This window comes from Polynucleobacter sp. IMCC 29146 (assembly GCF_021395195.1).
Classification (GTDB): Bacteria; Pseudomonadota; Gammaproteobacteria; order Burkholderiales; family Burkholderiaceae; genus Polynucleobacter.
The window spans coordinates 42,468-60,347 of record NZ_JAJVCR010000007.1; the positions used below are offsets into that span (position 1 = coordinate 42,468).

15 protein-coding genes are annotated in these 17,880 nt (G+C 44.0%); 9 read left to right on the forward strand and 6 right to left on the reverse strand.

What is annotated here, in order from left to right:
• Positions 1 to 8 precede the first annotated feature (8 nt).
• Positions 9 to 938 (reverse strand): SMP-30/gluconolactonase/LRE family protein, encoded by a 930-nt coding sequence (locus LZT22_RS09360; protein WP_233924889.1) that lies wholly within the window; start codon positions 936 to 938, stop codon positions 9 to 11.
• A gap of 170 nt (positions 939 to 1,108) precedes the next feature.
• On the opposite strand from LZT22_RS09360, the gene LZT22_RS09365 reads away from it, so the two are divergent.
• The 8 genes from LZT22_RS09365 to LZT22_RS09400 all read left to right on the forward strand — a co-directional run bounded on the left by LZT22_RS09365 (position 1,109) and on the right by LZT22_RS09400 (position 11,272).
• Positions 1,109 to 2,044 carry a 3-hydroxyacyl-CoA dehydrogenase family protein gene (locus tag LZT22_RS09365; RefSeq protein ID WP_233924891.1) on the forward strand — a complete coding sequence of 312 codons (936 nt, stop codon included), beginning with the start codon at positions 1,109 to 1,111 and terminating at the stop codon, positions 2,042 to 2,044.
• Positions 2,045 to 2,425: 381 nt separating this feature from the next.
• Positions 2,426 to 3,667, forward strand: a complete 1,242-nt coding sequence (locus LZT22_RS09370) for a cytochrome c (RefSeq protein ID WP_233924892.1) — start codon at positions 2,426 to 2,428, stop codon at positions 3,665 to 3,667.
• A gap of 214 nt (positions 3,668 to 3,881) precedes the next feature.
• The gene (locus tag LZT22_RS09375; RefSeq protein ID WP_233924893.1) at positions 3,882 to 6,185 is read left to right on the forward strand and encodes a chemotaxis protein CheW; all 2,304 of its coding nucleotides are present in this window, start codon (positions 3,882 to 3,884) and stop codon (positions 6,183 to 6,185) included.
• The gene (locus tag LZT22_RS09380; protein ID WP_233924894.1) at positions 6,182 to 6,643 is read left to right on the forward strand and encodes a chemotaxis protein CheW; all 462 of its coding nucleotides are present in this window, start codon (positions 6,182 to 6,184) and stop codon (positions 6,641 to 6,643) included. Before LZT22_RS09375 ends, LZT22_RS09380 begins: the two co-directional genes overlap by 4 nt.
• A 58-nt stretch (positions 6,644 to 6,701) precedes the next feature.
• Positions 6,702 to 7,802, forward strand: coding sequence for a chemotaxis response regulator protein-glutamate methylesterase (locus LZT22_RS09385; RefSeq protein WP_233924896.1), 1,101 nt, complete (start codon positions 6,702 to 6,704; stop codon positions 7,800 to 7,802).
• A complete protein-coding gene (locus tag LZT22_RS09390; protein WP_233924898.1) occupies positions 7,802 to 8,656 on the forward strand; it encodes a protein-glutamate O-methyltransferase CheR in 855 nt (284 codons plus the stop codon). The genes LZT22_RS09385 and LZT22_RS09390 overlap by 1 nt, the downstream gene beginning before the upstream one ends.
• Positions 8,656 to 9,780 carry an adenylate/guanylate cyclase domain-containing protein gene (locus tag LZT22_RS09395; protein ID WP_233924899.1) on the forward strand — a complete coding sequence of 375 codons (1,125 nt, stop codon included), beginning with the start codon at positions 8,656 to 8,658 and terminating at the stop codon, positions 9,778 to 9,780. Before LZT22_RS09390 ends, LZT22_RS09395 begins: the two co-directional genes overlap by 1 nt.
• Positions 9,781 to 9,811: 31 nt before the next feature.
• Positions 9,812 to 11,272 (forward strand): mechanosensitive ion channel family protein, encoded by a 1,461-nt coding sequence (locus tag LZT22_RS09400; RefSeq protein WP_233924901.1) that lies wholly within the window; start codon positions 9,812 to 9,814, stop codon positions 11,270 to 11,272.
• On the opposite strand, the gene LZT22_RS09405 is transcribed toward LZT22_RS09400, so the two are convergent.
• Together LZT22_RS09405 and LZT22_RS09410 are read right to left on the reverse strand one after the other, a co-directional pair.
• The gene (locus tag LZT22_RS09405; protein ID WP_233924903.1) at positions 11,259 to 12,203 is read right to left on the reverse strand and encodes a hypothetical protein; all 945 of its coding nucleotides are present in this window, start codon (positions 12,201 to 12,203) and stop codon (positions 11,259 to 11,261) included. The two genes, LZT22_RS09400 and LZT22_RS09405, sit on opposite strands and share 14 nt — an antisense overlap.
• A gap of 30 nt (positions 12,204 to 12,233) precedes the next feature.
• The gene (locus LZT22_RS09410) at positions 12,234 to 13,385 is read right to left on the reverse strand and encodes a GNAT family N-acetyltransferase (protein WP_233924905.1); all 1,152 of its coding nucleotides are present in this window, start codon (positions 13,383 to 13,385) and stop codon (positions 12,234 to 12,236) included.
• 110 nt (positions 13,386 to 13,495) lie between these two features.
• On the opposite strand from LZT22_RS09410, the gene LZT22_RS09415 reads away from it, so the two are divergent.
• Positions 13,496 to 14,779, forward strand: coding sequence for an amidase (locus LZT22_RS09415; protein WP_233924907.1), 1,284 nt, complete (start codon positions 13,496 to 13,498; stop codon positions 14,777 to 14,779).
• Positions 14,780 to 14,787: 8 nt separating this feature from the next.
• On the opposite strand, the gene LZT22_RS09420 is transcribed toward LZT22_RS09415, so the two are convergent.
• From LZT22_RS09420 to LZT22_RS09430, 3 genes are all read right to left on the reverse strand, one after another.
• Positions 14,788 to 15,813, reverse strand: coding sequence for a cytochrome d ubiquinol oxidase subunit II (locus LZT22_RS09420; protein ID WP_233924909.1), 1,026 nt, complete (start codon positions 15,811 to 15,813; stop codon positions 14,788 to 14,790).
• Positions 15,801 to 17,153, reverse strand: coding sequence for a cytochrome ubiquinol oxidase subunit I (locus tag LZT22_RS09425; protein WP_233924911.1), 1,353 nt, complete (start codon positions 17,151 to 17,153; stop codon positions 15,801 to 15,803). Before LZT22_RS09425 ends, LZT22_RS09420 begins: the two co-directional genes overlap by 13 nt.
• A gap of 103 nt (positions 17,154 to 17,256) precedes the next feature.
• The gene (locus LZT22_RS09430; protein WP_233924913.1) at positions 17,257 to 17,880 is read right to left on the reverse strand and encodes an NTP transferase domain-containing protein; all 624 of its coding nucleotides are present in this window, start codon (positions 17,878 to 17,880) and stop codon (positions 17,257 to 17,259) included.

Sequence of the window (17,880 nt, forward strand, 5' to 3'; positions counted from 1 at the left end):
AATAAAAACTAAGTAAGACCAAACATTTTTTTACCGGCTACAGGTAGGCGGGCTTTTAAAATATCGCCAGATAGTGATTCAGTAATGTAAACATCTTTGCCATCACCGCCAAAACATAAATTGGCTAAATGATGATGATGGGGATTTTCAGAATAAATTAAATGGGTTGGCAACATATTGCTATCGAAGCGCCATACTCCTATACCGAGATGACATACCAATAGGCCATTCTCCGCATCCATTTCAATGCCATCAGGCCCAGCAACCCCACCTGTTAACTGAATCGCTACCCCGGTTTTCGAGACCGAGCCATCAGCCATCAAGGGTAAGCGCCAAATTTGCTGAGAGCGAGTTGCCGCAACAAAAACATGTTTTTCTTGCGTATTTAAAGTGATCCCATTCGGGCTCGGTACATTTAAGGCTAAGCGATCAAGCTGCCCATTTGCGCGCAAACGAAAAACGCGCCCAGTAGGATCGGCAATGCCGGTTTGCCCTTGATCAGTAAAATATAAATCGCCATTCGAGGCAAAATGTAAATCATTTAACCCTTTAAAATTTTCGCTGTACATCGAACCTAAAATGGTTTCTAACTTGCCTGTTTTCGGATCTAAAGCCAATAAGCCTGCTTTGTAATCACAAATAAACGCACGGCCATCTTGATGAAACTTCAAGCCATTCGGCCAGCCATCGTATTGGGTAACTAACTCCCAATCTCCTTTAGGCGTAATGCGGAAAATCCGCCCAAAGGGAATGTCAACAAACCATAAATTACCTTCACGATCAAAAGAAGGCCCCTCTAAAAAACACTCGACTTCGGCATTTTGACGATTCGGGTCTGACCAACCCGTACGAGATTTTTTTTTAAACTTGGCTGGCATCGACATAAAAACTTCAGCTTTAATCTTTTCTACTGGCTGAAACGGGTTGTACATTGACATTACAAATTTTCCTTAAATGGTGCAAGTGAAGTAGCCTATTTAAACATATTTGCGCAGACAGGCTCAGGTAGCCGCAGACATTTTCAGTCCTTCGCAGTTATGCTAATTTATTGCGAATTAGCTCGACTTCGACTTAAAATTGAGTTCCAACCCATCTCGGACAATACCCCATGACATATATTGCAGTAATTGGTAGCGGCACCATGGCCGCAGGGATTGCTGCTGGCTTTATTGCGGAGCAATACCCAGTTTTAATCTTGGGTCGCAATCAAGCTAAGGTATCGCAGTGTCTGCAAAAAGCGGTGGCCTTAGCGCAAACTATTACCACCCAATCTGCTATTCGTGAGCAAAGCCCAAGCACACTATTAGCGCAACAACGGGGTGGCGATCTCGATACTTGGGGTGATTGGCAAGATTGTATTTGGGTCATTGAAACTGTTGCCGAAGATCTAGCACTCAAACAAGCGATTTTCCAGTCGCTAGATCAGCGTGTTCCGCCACATATTCCGATTGGCAGCAATAGCTCAGGCTTTCCAATTTCAAAAATTGCCCAAAATTTAACTACTGCCAACCGCATGCTTGGCGCGCATTACTTTATGCCCGCAGAAATTGTGCCTTTAGTCGAGGTTGTACTTGGAGAAAAATCGACTCTTGCGATTGCGGAACAAGTTTGTGAACTCTATCGGCAAATTCATAAAAAACCGGTCTTAGTGAAACGCGATATCCCTGGTTTTTTAGCTAACCGTATACAACATGCGCTGATGCGTGAAGCTTTAGCCCTGGTGGACGCAGGTATTGCCACTCCAGCTGATATTGACGATGCAGTACGTTATAGCTTTGGTTTTCGCTATGCGGCGATTGGGCCCATGACTCAAAAAGAAATTTCTGGTTGGGATGGGATGGCCAACGCCGCAAAAGAAATCTATCCCTCCCTTTCGAATAGTCAAACCATTCCCCCGAGCTTGGCGCAATTAATGGCAGAAGGTAAAACAGGGATGAAGGCGGGGGCTGGCTATCGTAGTTGGACACCAGAAGAAATTAAAGCAACTACCGCGCTCTATTCCAAACGCTTAAAAGCAGCTTTTGAGATTTTGAATATGCAGTAATGGTGATTGCACACTTAAGAAAAGTGCAAGCTACCTAAAAATACAATCGTTAGAATTGCGATAGAAAAGATAATGATTCCTACCAAATAAATTTTAGCCGATCTATTTTTAACGTACTGCGGATAACTTTCTTTCATACCGATCTTTCAATATGGGATTAATTGAGGGCCTCAATAATCTTAAATCAAAAGTGAGCTAACAAACTACCTCTAGTGGAAAACCCCTAAAAGCTAGCCCATTTTGAATATTTATACAGCTTAGGCATAATGTTTTTAATCCTTATATCCTTTTTATGATTGGCACAATCAATTGCTAAACCAACAACCTATGCTCGGTATTACTTCCAGTTTCGCCTTACTAAGGTTGACCAAAAGCAATTTTTTGAAGGCTCGCAAACATGGCTTTGAGCAGGCGCTTGTCATGGTCATGGTGGCACTGAGTATCGCGCCTGTATATGCACAAAAGGCCACCGCCCCGATAGCTGCGCCGCAAACTCAACTACAAAAAGGCGAGTACCTCGCCCGCGCTGGTGATTGTATTTCTTGCCACCAAGCTCCCGGCGGCAAGCCATTTGCTGGTGGACTTCGCCTCGACACCCCTTTTGGATATATGCTTTCGCCCAATATCACCCCAGATATACAAACGGGCATTGGCTCTTGGTCGGCGAATGATTTTTATCGTGCGCTGCATGATGGCATCAATAAAAAGCATCAAGATCTTTATCCCACCATGCCTTACGATTTTTATACCAAGGCCACGCGCGAAGATATTGATGCAATTTATGCTTATTTACGCACTGTGCCAGCTGTGAGTAATCAAGTGGAGGTAAATCACCTTGATTTCCCCTTCAATATTCGGCTGTCGATGATTGGTTGGCGGGAACTCTTTTTTAAAGAGGGCACATATCAAGCTAACCCCAGTAAATCTGCCTCATGGAATCGCGGTGCCTATCTAGTTGAGGGCTTTGGCCACTGTAGTGATTGCCATTCGCCACGGGATATTGCTGGTGGTATCGAGAAGAAAAAAGCGTATACCGGCGCAGTAATTGATGGCTGGTTTGCCCTCAACCTAACCTCCAATATTACTACCGGGCTTGGCTCTTGGACAGCTGAAGATATTGCTAAATATTTAAAAACAGGCTCTTACAAAGGCAAAACAGCAGTGTTAGGCCCCATGGGAGAGGTAGTGCATAACAGCATGCAATACATGACCGAAGCCGATTTAAATGCCATGGCAGAGTACTTGAAATCCCTGCCACCCAATTCCTCTCTTTACGCCGGCAGGGCTGGGCCAGATCCGACCAAAATCATCGGCGCCAAACTCTATCTCGACAACTGTAGTGGCTGTCACCTCTCAAAAGGGGTTGGCGTTGCTGGAGTCATTCCACCCCTTACTGGCAACCCTGTTGTGAAAGCTCCAGACCCTGCGAATATCTTTAAGGTCGTTCTAGGGGGCATTCATCCACGAGCCAATTACATAGCCATGCCCGCATTTAAAGCCCGCTTAAACGATCGAGAAATAGCCGAAATTGCAAATTATGTACGTACCAGCTGGGGAAATACTGCCCCCGCCAATGCTACCCCCGAGCTGGTAGCGAAAGTGCGAAAAAATTTGGGTAATTAAGTAGTACTATTGCGACGCAATACTTTCCTGGGTCAAGGTGCCCCAAGTCAGGGCAAGGTCTAGGGTAATACTGGGGAAAACCGAATTATTTTGCCCTTAAACTACTATATTATGAAAAGTCACTTAATTGGCAAATTGATGACCTTTTTACTTTTTACCCCCTTAATTTAGCCCGCTTTCGTGATCTCTTTAATAGGCTACCCAAGTCTTATCCATGGACAATAACGACGATATTCTGGCTGAATTTATTATCGAGGCAAGAGAAATTCTTGACCAACTCGATTTAGATTTTGTTCAGCTTGAAGAAACTCCCGATGATAAAAAACTGGTTGGCAATATTTTTCGTGCCATGCATACGCTTAAAGGGAGCAGTGGTTTTTTTGCTTTTAAACGTCTCGAGAAAGTATCACACGCGGGTGAAAGTCTATTAGGAAAAATTCGGGATGGGCACCTAGCACTCGATACCCAAAAAACCAGCACCCTACTCATGGCGCTTGATGCTTTACGTGAAATTATTAGTGGTATTGAAGTAGCTAACACAGAACCAGCGGGTGACGATACCCTCCTCATCGCCGACTTGCTTAGTCTTGCGAGTGGTGGCGCTGTTAGCAGTACCGCTAATCGCAATGCAATGCCCTCATCTGAAACCTCCACACCCGCGGTTGACACGGGCGTTACTACCGATGACTTAGTGCTCGAAGCAATTGATTCAGAAGAAGTCGAAACTGTAGATGAAGTTGTGATGGGCGATAGCTTAATTACGATCGAATCAGAAACTGTAGTTGACGCCACTACACCAACTGGTAATGCCCGAACTACTGAAGTGGCAGCCCCTGTAAAAGTCAACTTAGAGTTACTCGATAAGCTGATGAATTTAGTCAGCGAAATGGTCCTAGCACGCAACCGTTTATTGCCTTTTACTGCCGAATTTGGCGATCATAATTTTTCGAATACCGTCAGATCGATTGATCTACTTACCCTAGAGTTGCAAGAGCGCATGATGAAAACGCGCATGCAGCCAATTTCACAGGTATGGTCTAAATTTCCCCGCTTAGTGCGCGATATTGCCAATGATTGTCATAAAAAGGTCACCCTAATACAGGAGGGTGCCGATACAGAACTCGATCGCACCTTACTTGATGGTATTCGTGACCCGCTAATTCATATTATTCGCAATAGCATTGATCATGGTATAGAACCTCCCGCCGAACGCTTGGCTAAAGGTAAATCTGAAAACGGCACTGTTTTACTGCGTGCGATTCATGAAAATGGCATGGTAGTAATAGAGATTGCCGATGACGGTGGTGGCATTAAATTTGAAACTGTGCGCCAAAAAGCAATTGATAAGAAATTAGTTAGTTTTGAAGACGCTAAAAAACTCAGTGACATGCAGTTACTGGAATTTATTTTCCTCCCAGGCTTCTCTACAAATCAGGTTGTTACCAACCTCTCAGGCCGTGGTGTTGGCATGGACGTGGTTAAAAATAATATTTCGGCTATTGGAGGCTCAATTGAAATTGATAGCCATCGCGGCAAAGGCACCAATATTCGTTTAAAAATTCCGCTCACTTTAGCGATCATGCCAGCGCTATTCGTGCGCTGCGAAAGCGAGCGCTATGCAATTCCGCAAAATAGCATTTCCGAAATGGTGCGCATTGATCCTACTAATTCAACTGGCTTGGAAGATTTTTATGGCACCCCAGTCTTTCGCTTACGCGGCAAACTCGTGCCGCTATTATTTTTAAATCAACAACTAAAATTGAGTGCACATGTACCCGATAGCGCAAAAGCGATTAATGTGGCAATCTTGCAATCCTCGGGCATCTCTTTTGGTCTCGTAGTTGATGAAGTACTTAACATGCAAGAAGTAGTAGTTAAGCCCCTTGGCGCCCTCCTGAAAGGGATTCCTGATTTTGCTGGAGCGACGATTTTAGGCGATGGCCGTGTAGCATTAATTCTAGATGTCGATGGTATGGCAATTCACTCTGGCTTAGTAGCAAAAATTCAGGCGCGTCCACTAAACCCCGAAGCGATATTTACTCAAGTACGTGAAGAAGAAGTCTCGATGTTATTGTTTGAATTAGCCGGTCTCGAACGCATTGCTATTCCCCTAGAAGATGTTGAGCGCTTAGAGAATTTTGCGCTCAGTCGGGTGCAGCGCAATGGTAGTCGCGAGGTGGTGCAATATGGCGACCAAATCATGCATTTAATTCGCATGAATGAATATATTGAAGGCGCCCAACCTGCGGTTGACTCAACTACCCAGCCGTTATCAGTGATTGTGCATTACTTTAATCAAATGCCGATTGGCCTAGTAGTAAGTCAAGTTCACGACATTATCCATGTGCCCAAGAAATTGCAAAAAGCGAATCCCCCTCAACGTGGCTTGGCAGGTTGCGTACTGATGGGCGAGAAAGTGATTAATGTCATCGATCTGCAAGAAATCTTAATGATGCGGGATCTACAAGAACATCAAAAGACCTACCCTGAAGTCATAGATATGGACGTAATGCGATGAGTGCTGCCACTGATTATGCGACCTTCTATTTAGGTGGCTTGTATTTTGGCATTACTGCGACAGATGTTCTTGAGTTGAATAAAAACTTAGACGTTACACGTGTACCAAAAAGCCCAAAAACGGTTCGCGGCATTATGAATTTGCGCGGTCAACTTGTGCCTGCAATTGATATGTATGAGCGCTTAGGGCTTGAAAATACTTTGATTCAAGAAGAAACGATTAGTATTATTTTGCAATGTGACAACATGTTAATTGCCTTGTTGGTAGACAGCGTGGGTGAAATTATTCCCCTAGAGCAAGAGACCTTTGAACCACCACCCAATAATTTTCCAAAAATGTCGCGTGAGCTTGTCTTGGGGGTACATAAATTACCAGAAAAATTACTGTTAATTTTAGACCCCAAGCAACTCATTAAAGGCATTGCCTTTTCAGGAAAGCCAGCACTATTAAGCGTTTAACTGTCTTGGATAAATGCCGACCAAGACCTCAGTCCTTTTCCCGTTTTATTATCCCCTTATGAAACATATTATTTCCCCTAAAGATAAAATTCGCGTGCTAATCGTTGATGACTCAGCTGTGATGAGGCGTATCATCATGACGACCCTATTACGCCATGCCGATATTGAGGTAGTTGGTACTGCTGAGGATGGTCTTGAGGCCATTGAAATGATTGGGCGCATTAAGCCCGATTTAATAACCCTCGATGTTGAGATGCCAAAAATGGATGGTTTAACGGCGCTCAAAGAAATTCGTAAACTGGATCGCGATTTGCCGATTATTATGTTTAGCTCGCTAACGCAACGTGGCGGGGAAGCCACTATTACCGCATTAACCAATGGCGCAAGTGATTATGTTGGTAAGCCAAGCGATAAAACCAATATGGCGGAAGCGCTACGGGTACTAGAAGATGAGCTCATACCCAAGATTCGTGAGTTATGTAAGCCCACACCAGTGAAGCCTAGCAAAATCATTTCGCCAAAAGAAATCATTGCTGAAGTGAAGCAACAAATCTTTGCTAAACCGAGCGGACTTCCCTCAAGCCGCATTGAAGCTCTTTGCATTGGCGTGTCTACTGGTGGGCCAGCCGCATTGATGGAGTTATTTGAAGCCTGGAAGTCACCTCTCAGCGTACCAATATTTATCGTGCAACACATGCCACCCAAATTTACTGAGCTGCTAGCTTCAAGATTAACTAGTGTTGGCGTTATTCCAGTTGAAGAGGCTCAGCACGGGCAAGAAGCATTTCCGGGTAAGGCGTATATTGCTCCCGGCGGTAGGCACCTAGAGCTGCGTAAGTCAGGGGCCAAAGTAGTAATGATGCTCAATGAAGATCCACCTGAAAATTCCTGCCGACCCGCGGTCGATGTGCTGTTTAGGAGTGCAGCAAAAATCTATGGCAGTCATCTACTAGCCCTAGTATTAACGGGCATGGGTTACGACGGACTGAAAGGTGCTGTCGATATTGTTAATGCCAATGGCAGCGTGTTAGTGCAGGATGAAAAAACGAGCGTCATCTGGGGTATGCCTGGCGCAATTGCCAACGCCAATTTGGCTGAAAAGATTTTGCCATTAGGTGATATTCCGAACGAAATTATCTTTCGAACGCAAAAAAAATAATGACTCAAGCGCTCACTATCCATCAAAATAATATTCATTTATTTTTCCAAATGCTAGAAGAGCATTTGGGTATTGCTCTTGATCATAGTAAAGAATATTTAGTGGCCTCCCGTTTAGCAGTAATCGCCAGATCTCATAACTTCAAAGATCATCATGCCTTAATTCAGCATCTCTTAGTCAATCCTCTCGGTATTTTGCATCATCAATCGTTTCATGCAATGACCACAAATGAAACTATGTTTTTTCGAGATAAATATCCCTTTGAAACATTACGGACCACGATTATTCCTGCGCTGATTGCCAAACGCCGCGAGACAAAAACCCTAGAAATTTGGTGTGCTGCGGCCTCTACCGGCCAAGAGCCTTATAGTTTGGCTATTCTTTTACGTGAAAATTTCCCTGAACTCTATTTTTGGAAAATTCAACTTATTGCTACCGATATTTCAGAGCCAGCCTTAACGCAAGCGCGCACTGGTATCTATTCGGAAACCGAAGTCAAACGGGGCTTAAGCGAAGAACAAATTAAGCGGCACTTTAAGCTTCTGCCAAGTGGTCAGTATGAGATCAGCAGTGAGCTCAAGCAAATGATTCGTTTTGAGAGTCTGAATCTCGTCAAAGATTGGCCGGTCATGCCCAAATTTGATTTAATCTTAATTCGTAATGTGCTGATTTACTTTAATGCTGCAACTAAAGCAAAGATATTTCGAAAATTACGCGCACAGCTTGCAGATGATGGTGGATGCCTCTTACTTGGCTCCTCTGAATCGATTCTCTATGATCAATCCTTCAAAGTGCAGCAGGAAGATCGTGTTTCATATTACTGCAAAGACCTTCATAAGGAGATGCAACGCTAATGAGTGCCGATCTGATGTTTAAGAATATTTCGCCCGAGGTGCTGGAGCAAACTAAGCTCATGAAAGTATTGGTGGTTGACGACAGTCGTACCCTAAGACGCCTGTTAATACGGGAACTGAATAATGTTGGCATTACCAATATTACCGAAGCTGGTGATGGTAACGAAGCGCTAGAAAAAGTGCGGGCTGAGTCGTTTGATCTCATGCTGCTCGATATGGAAATGCCTGAATTAGATGGCTTAGGGGTGTTAAATATCGTTAAGTCTGATCCAGCCCTCAGTTATCTACCCGTCATTGTGGTGTCTGGTGCTGAGCAGTTTGAAAAAACGGTGGAGTGCATTCAGATTGGTGCAGAAGATTATTTACCAAAGCCATTCGATCCCGTTTTATTACGCGCGCGGGTTTTTTCTTCCTTAGAAAAAAAACGTTTACGTGATTTAGACCGGGAACACATTGCCCTTTTGCAGCACGAAAAAGAATTACTCAATATTGAGCAAATGAAAACTGAAAAACTCATGCTCAATATTTTGCCTAAGCCGATTGCTGAGCGCCTTAAAAAGGGCGAGAAAAATATATCTGGCTCTTACCCAGAAGTGACTATTTTATTTAGTGACTTAGTTGGCTTTACCAAGATGTCTTCCACTAAATCACCTGCTGATCTCGTGAAATTATTGAATGACTTATTTACGCGCTTTGATAAACGGGCAGATGAATTGGGTTTAGAGAAAATTAAAACGATTGGTGATGCTTATATGGCAGTAGGTGGCTTGCCCATTCCCCGCTCCGATCACGCGATTATTGTGGCTGATATGGCGCTCGGCATGTATCAGGATTTAACGGAGTTTAATCAAGCAAACGGTAGTGATCTACAAATGCGGATTGGCCTCAACTCGGGTCCAGTGGTCGCAGGCGTAATCGGCTTTACCAAGTTCTCTTATGATCTCTGGGGTAATACCGTAAATACCGCAAGTCGGATGGAATCCACCTCAGCTATCGGTCGAGTTCAAATAACCCCAGCTACTGCGGAAGCTTTGACCGGTCACTTTATTTTAGAGGAGCGCGAGCTAATTGAGTGCAAAGGGCTTGGCCCAATCCTCACTTCCTTTTTAGTAAGTAGAATATAAGCACTAAACCCTATACTCTTCAAAAAATATTATGAGCGTACCTAATTCTCGCGTCTTTCTACTTCCTAAGACCATTCTTTGGATCGTCATCGCCCTTAATTTTGGCCTGATGATTTGGCTAGATAAATTAGCCGATAGTCCTTGGGGTTGGAATGCTACCGACCTTGAAAAAGGCTCGATGAATCTGCTAGTTGATGGTCTGGCTATTTTCCAATTTGTCTTGCTTGCCTTTACGCTCGATCAAATCATGCGTTTTAGTGTTATCCGCTACAACACCCTCTCGCAAAAAGTGCATGTGCCAGCAATTATTATTCAGCTGAGCAGCATTCTTGTTTATTCGGTAGTAGGCTTGGTTGCCTATGTTTTGCTCTATGACCATTCCTTCAGCCACATATTAGCTACTCTAGGGGCCCTCAGCGTAGGTATTGCTTATATCTTTAGAGATCTGATCGCTGAAGTTGTCAGCAGCATTACGATCCAAGCAGACCGCCTAGTTTCAATCAATGATTGGCTTGAAGTAAGCCATGATGGTTCAAAAGAATATTTACAGGTGAAAGAAATTGATCACCGCATGGTAGTCCTTAAAAATATTTTTGGTCTCACTACGCGCATGTATAACCAAAAGTTTGTAGGCATGTCCTTCATTAACTTATCCAAACAAGACGAAGGAGTTTGGTCACGGCGCCGCTTTGAGTATCAACTCACGGCACGCAATAATCCCGAGCGCATTTTAGCGATTATGAATTTAGCAATGACCCACGTTATCGAAACACATCCTGAATTTAAGTCTTGGCATTTCTGCTCACTTGCTAGCATTCAAGAAGGGGCAATTTCCTATTTAGTGCTATATGAGTGTTTGCCTGAGGTAGTTCCATATCAAGCGCAAAGTATCATTTTGCTCAGCTTTATTCGTTTCTTTAAGGCAGCTGGAGTCAATCTCAATCGCCTGGAGGCCCAACACCCTCTTGAAAATTTTACTGATACCCAGAATCGCCTTTTAGACTCTTACGAATTAGGTATCTTAAGACTGCTCAATAATGAAGAAATTACTGCCCTCTCTAACGTAATTAAAACCAAGTATTGCTACGCAGGTCAGCCAATTATTAAAAAGGGCGCTGAAGAAGATTGGATGTATATTATTTCAGAAGGCTGTCTGGAAGTGAAAATCGCTGATAAAACCGGTGAACTTAAAGTCGTGGCAACCCTCTGGCCAGGTGATTTTGTGGGAGAGATGTCCATGCTCACTGGTGCGGTTCGCTCGGCTGATGTATTTGCCAAAACAAATGTGATTCTGCTCGAAGTATCTAAAGAAAATATTGCACCTTTATTAGACTCTAACCCTGAATTAGTGAAACAATTTTCTGATGTCTTGGCTCAACGTCAAGCGCAAAATGAAACCTTTGCAACTCAAGACGGTAAAGACAATACGATTGCCGCTGCATCAAAAAGTATTACTGCAAAAATTCTGCATTTCTTTCTTAAGAAGAAATAAGCTTACTTTTTTGTAACTGCTCGATGAGTTCTATGCGGCTGGCATTGAGGGCTAAGCGCTGAGCATGCGGTCCCAAGAAATCAATGTGCTGTAAAAATTTGAGACGACCATCGGGGGCCATCAGTATCTGTGCTTTGTCGGGGTAATGGGGCTGCCATTCGGCAGCAAGCGCCTCGGTTAGTACAAGCCCATGTGTCGGTAAGGAGCTAGCCAATAAATCTGCTTCCACCATCAACATACTCAGATAATTTAATTTAGTCGGCGGTGGGCTGGTGCTCTGAATGATGTTGAGTAGGGTATTTAAATACATTGGGTCGGTTGCTAAAATAATGGTTTCAACCTTGGGCATGAATTCATCAATAAAATTGCTAGGTAAATTCAGGGCTCGTAACCAGAAATCAATTTTTTCAATGGACTTTTTTTCAATCTCAAACGGTTGCGTATTCATCATGCCAGGGTGACCAAAGTCATGACCAATCGCACTAAATAGCAAAATCCAAGGCTCCTCCGCTACTAAAAACCAAGGATTACTAGCGTCGATCATGCCTGCCAAACCTGGCTTTCTCTGAATGCTTTGCTCATTGTTATTGGCTACATTTTGTTGTCCAAGTAGCAAGGTAATGCCTAAACATACATCCTTAAAATGGCTGCGAGAATGATAGGCTGGTTCGGCTTGTAAGCCGAGGTTATAAGCCTCGATCTCCATACTTAATTGCAGGCAAAGTGCCTTATAGGGATTATTTTCATAATCAAAACCTTGCCAGACCGGCGATTCAATCAAGAGTTTAACCAATGCGGCAAAAGATAACTGTTCGAATGCTGGGTTAGTGAAAATCAAATCGAGGTCTGCGGCAATTTGCGCTGGACTCAATGTGGGATTTTCCTCTAGCTGCGCCTGAAATTGCGCCAACCAAGCTAAATCATCATTCATTTAGTCATTTCCGTAGCTTAAACAAATCTCTTATAAGTCTGCAGGTATTTTGTGTAGATTTTTTTGTACTCGTTGCCACTCAGCTAACACATGATCACGCACTATCTCTCCTGTTTTCCGCGCACAGACAATATCCTGGGCATCAACTCGCTGATCTAACAGGCATTGCAAGCGTAAAATATCTCCCCCCGGTTCAAAATTAGGTAGCCAAGTAGCCCAGAAAAAGCCTAATTGCTCTAAGGCTTCAATTTCTTGGGCAGCCAAGGGATTATGCAATGGAATATCTAAATAAATTACTGGCGGTGAAAATGGTTTTAGATTTTCAAGAACACTTGCTACCTGTTGTACTAGATCATCACCTAGAACCGTAATGCGTAAGTGTGCTGGAGCACCTTGATGAGCAATGACTGAGGAGATCTGTGATACTTGTTTTGCTTTTACTGCCACTGATGTGCCAATCAGCGTTCGGTGCAGATCGAGCGGCGTAAGTAGTGTAGTAAAAAAAGAATGGTGATGTAGCGGCAAATAAACATGATATTTTTGATCACTCTGTTGACTTGTCGGTAGTTCTGCTGGTCGATCAGATTTGATGGGAATATAAAAAGGGATGAGTGAATGGCGTACTCCTGTTAAGTTATTTAATCCAGCCATTTGTACGTCGCCCGGTTGGCCATTAATCAAGAGGCCCATTTCCCCGCCACCAGTAGAAATAACCTCATCTTGGCTAAAGGGATGATTACTGACGCAGGCGGCCCAGTAACCGGTAATTCCCATTTCCTCGGCATATCCCCGTCGAACCTTAGCCAAACGATCTGAAATATGATGACCCCGATAGCGCGGGTCAACTACTAGCTTAGCAGCTTCTGGTATGGGGTCTGCTATATCTTCAAAGCTCAATGCACAGTGCCCCACCACCTCACCCTGCGGCGTAAGCGCGACAATCGAAAACATTGAGCCCTCGCTCAAAGCGGTGGCAATTAACTGCGGCTGATACATCATGGGGTTTGGGTAACTGGGACCATAACAACGGTAAATACATTGGGCTAGACTCAAGGCGTCGCTAGGCTCCATTTTGCGCACCTCAAGTTGAGCTGCCTCTGCCTCTGAAACTTGAGTAGAATCATGCGCTAGCACTGGGGTATTGCCGAATAGTTTTGTCAATAATGGGGAATGATCTGGCATATGCTTAAAGCTCAACATTTTTAATACATAATATAAAACACTATTATCAGCCAACTTGAAAACATCTGTAAGAAGTCCTCCTTATTCCAAATTCTACGAGATACCAAGCAATGACGCTAAATGATCTTAGTCTGATTGAAGCCTGCCAACAAATACAAGCGGGTGAACTCGATCCAAAAAAATATCTTCGTGCCTGCTTTGATTATGCCAACACCCTTGAGCCAGAATTACATGCTTTTGTTAATCGTGCCTCGCTGGAAACGCTCTTACAGAATGCAGGTGAAATGAATAGCGGCCCACTATGGGGAATTCCCGTAGCGGTGAAAGACATTATTAATACCGTCGATTTACCCACCACCAATGGCTCACCAATCTATACAAACCACCAACCCACCAGTGATGCTGAAATTATTGGCCTGATTAAGCAGTTAGGCGGCTTAATTTTTGGCAAAACAGTGACTACTGAATTTGCTTGGCGCAATCCAGGACCAACCGTAAACCCCTGGAATCCCTTGCATACTCCTGGCGGTTCATCGAGCGGGTCAGCTGCGGTTGTTGCCAAAGGCATCGTCCCCTTAAGCCTTGGAAGTCAAACCTTAGGCTCAATCATTCGCCCAGCTGCGTATTGTGGCGTGGTTGGTTTTAAGGCAAGTTATGGCGTCATTCCTAACGGCGGAGTCTTTCCTTTTTCGCACTCTTTAGATCATGTAGGTTTATTTACCCGCTCGGTTGCCGATATGATCTTTGCATTTAATTTAATTATGACGCGGCCCCACCAGTCGACAGCTAAGGGCGCTTCCCGTATCGGCATTCTGAAAACGCCCTACGATGCAAAAATGAGTGACGAGCAAGCGCGTACGCTAGAGTTAGCAGTAATACAACTGGCTAAGGCAGGAATAGAGGTTGAAGAGATTGTGCTGCCCACTAGTTATGCTGCTGTATTTGAGTCGATCTTCTGCATGATTGAAACTGAGGCAGCAGTTGTACATCAACATCACCAAGAAAATCACTCAGCTGAAATTAGCGAACATATTCATGCTCTGGTTAAAAACGGGTCTGCTTATACTTCCGCACAATATAGTGCAGCAATGCAACTACAAGCCCATTTAAAAGAAGACATAAAGCAGTATTTTAAAACGGTGGATGTTTTTCTCACAGCACCTGCTACAGGTGAAGCACCCTTTGGAATTCAAGCAACTGGTGACCCCATTTTTTGCTCACTCTGGAGTTTTCTAGGCTTGCCTGCGATAACTATGCCCGTAGCCCGCTCTAGAAACGATTTACCCTTAGGCCTTCAATTAGTAGGGCAATTTCAAGGCGATGATAATTTATTGCAAATTGCTAAATTAGTTGAAGACGCACTAAACAAGGCACGTAAGCCAGCATTAAATTGATTACTTACTTAATAGTAAGACAAAGGTTGTGCCTTGCCCCAGAAGATCCAATAAGAATAAATTGTGTAAAGGATGATGGTGGGCAGCACAATGACCGCGCCCCAGAAAATAAACCACAAGGATTCGGTGGCTGCAGCCGCTTGCCAAATCGTCATTTGATCGATAATCAAATAGGGAAATAAACTATAAGCAATCCCAAGGAAGGCGAGTAAAAATATCACAATGGTAAGAACAAATGGGTGCCATTGCAAATGCAACTTGCCTGAATCTAAATGATTTAAAGACCGATAGATTAAAAAGAAGCAGACCAAGGTTAAGAGCGGTAAAGGTGACAACCATACAATATTTGGGAACACAAACCACTTCTGCATAATGCTCGCGCTGAAATAAGGCGTAGCTAAGGAAATTAACCCAACGCCTGCAGCCGTCAGCCACAAACTTTTACGCGCCCAGCCTACCGCTTTAGCCTGCAGTTCATCCGTGGTTTTCATAATCAACCAGGTCGAACCCAAAAGCATATAACCCATTGGTAAACACATCGCTACCAAAGCAGCAAACAACCAGCCTAAGAGCCCTGAATCAAAGCCTACAATGTAGCGGCCAATCATCACGCCTTGCGCCATCGCCGCAATGATGCTGCCTAAGTGAAATAAATAATTCCAAATGGGTTTATGTTGCGCTTCTGCTTTTACTCTGAAGTCAAATGAAACGCCGCGCAAAATTAAGCCCGCCAACATGGCGGCTACCGGAAGATACAGATTAGTCAAAATAATGCCATGGGCAATTGGAAAAGCCACTAATAAAACCCCCACGCCCAGCACTAACCAAGTTTCATTCGCGTCCCAAAAAGGCCCGATGGATGAAATCATGGCATCTTTTTCTTTATCGTTCGCGCTATTTAATAAGATGCCCACCCCTAAGTCATAGCCATCTAACACGACATAAGCAACCATGGCTACACCCATTGCACCCAGGAAGAAAATGGGCAGCCAACCGGCTGCTTGGGCAAGATCGGGCCACACTAATAAGCCCATGTCACGCCCCCATCCGTATTTGCCTGACGCTTTTCATTAGCTGGCAAATCGGCTTGACGAGCCAAATGAAAAACGACCGCAATGTAGCTAATAATTAAACCAATATACAAGGCTAGATACATCAATAAACTACTGAGAACCATCCCAGTAGGCAGTTTAGTAACCGCCTGTGCAGTGGTTAATACGCCTGAAACCAAATACGGTTGCCGCCCAATTTCCGTAACATACCACCCTGCTACTACCGCAATCCACCCTGAGAACGTCATTCCCAATAAAGCCCGAAGCATCCACTTCGGCAATGAGCGCTGACCTCTTGAAAGCCAAACAGCAGCCCAAGATACCAACATCATTAAGACCCCTACGCCAACCATAATCCGAAAAGCAAAAAAGACCGGAGCTACGGGTGGAATTTTTTCAGGAAACGCTTTTAAACCTTGCACCTCACCATCAAACGAATGGGTGAGATAGAGTGAAGCTAATTTAGGAATGCTGATTTCAAAATCATTTTTTTGTTCTTTGCTATTGGGAATCGCAAAGATCACTGCTGGCGCACCTTTTTCCGTATTCCAAATACCTTCCATCGCAGCAACTTTAGCGGGCTGATATTCCAAGGTATTTAAACCATGTGAATCACCCACATACATCTGCAATGGAATTAAGATAGCGGCAGTGATGATGGCCATTCTGAGGACCGCAGCATTCGCAATCGATGTACTGCCTCTGAGCGCCCGATAAGCAGAAATGCCTGCTAATAAAAATGCCACGGTTAAAAATGAGGCAATGAGCATATGCGTAAAACGGTAAGGCATCGATGGATTAAAAATAACCTCGAGCCAATTACTAATATGGGCTTTGCCATCGATCATTTTAAAACCTTGGGGCGTTTGCATCCATGAATTTAATACGATGATCCAAAAGGCAGAGAGGGTCGTACCAAAAGCGACTAGAAATGTCGCTAAGGTGTGCACTCCTCGAGAAACACGCTTAGCACCAAACAACATGATGCCGAGAAAAGTTGCCTCTAAAAAGAAAGCGGTTAACACCTCATAGGCCAACAATGGTCCAGCAATATTACCGACCGTTTCCATATAACCTGGCCAATTTGTACCAAACTGGAAACTCATCGTAATACCGCTGACTACACCCAAGGCAAAAGTTAAGGCAAAAATCTTGACCCAAAATTGATAGGCCTGAGCCCAATATTGCTCACCAGTGCGATTGCCTTTTATTTTGAGATATAAAAGAAACCAACCCAGCGCGATGGTAATCGTGGGAAACAAAATATGAAAAGTAATGTTCGCACCAAACTGAATGCGACTTAATAGCATCGTATCAATCATCTAAAACCCCACCTCTAATAAACCCCAATTAGCTCTATTTTGCGCTTGATTACAAAGTCTTGCTGAAGATGGGCTCGAGCAGTGCTGGACAAACCCCACCGGTTCACGGAGTCTTTTGCGTCAATATATTTAAATCTTCGGGGGTATCGATATCGATTACAAAGTGAGCATGATCGGTTTTCAAAAAAGTAATCAGCTCAGGATGTAAATCAGCGTATTGACGGCAACTCAATTGCTCCGTCGAAGCCAAAATAGCGCGCATCACTGCACCAGAAAAAAGTACCGGATTGCCCCGTTGTCCAGCAACCTCTGGAATCAAAATAATTTCGGGCGCACTGGATAAGCCGCCCTTGAGATTAGCAAGTTGACTAAATTCTTCTAGCAGTAAAGTGAGTTCAGCGCGCCCAATAAACGGCTGATCACACAACAGCATGATGATGACATCGAACTCGCTACCGAGGGCTTCAATTCCTAAACGAACCGAGCTTGCTTGCCCGAGTTCGGGCGTGGAATTACGCACTACCTGGACAGGAAATTGTTGCGCAATGGTTTCAACTGACTGATAGTAATAACCAGTCACCACCACTACTTCACTTACACCAACCGCATATAGAGCAGTTAAATGATGCTCAAGAAATGACAGGCCCTGCAGTTTAAGCAGGGCCTTGGGTAACCCCCCAATGCGACTACCTTGTCCAGCAGCTAGTAAAACCGCTCCAATGCGCAT